This window comes from Vibrio sp. 10N.222.49.C9 (assembly GCF_041474985.1).
In the GTDB taxonomy this organism is placed as follows: domain Bacteria; phylum Pseudomonadota; class Gammaproteobacteria; order Enterobacterales; family Vibrionaceae; genus Vibrio; species Vibrio crassostreae_C.
Window position 1 is genome coordinate 1 of the sequence record NZ_JBFRVD010000596.1, and the last position, 272, is coordinate 272.

Sequence of the window (272 nt, forward strand, 5' to 3'; positions counted from 1 at the left end):
GCATCAGATAGCTCAAATGCCTGCTCTACGCTTAGGTGTTCAACACCCTCAATCTCAAGAACACGACCAGAGAATTCATTGATCTTACCCGCTTTCTCAACCGTTAGTAGACCTTGCTTGATGCCGTAATACGGAATCGCATGAACCAGATCACGCAGTGTGATACCCGGCTTCATATCGCCCTTAAAGCGCACCAAGATAGACTCAGGCATATCCAGTGGCATAACGCCCGTTGCCGCAGCAAAGGCCACAAGACCAGAACCTGCAGGGAA

Annotated in this window: 1 pseudogene; it reads right to left on the reverse strand. The window is 50.0% G+C overall.

From position 1 onward, the window contains the following. Positions 1-272, reverse strand: a pseudogene (locus tag AB4585_RS24660) (aconitate hydratase B); the annotation flags it as partial.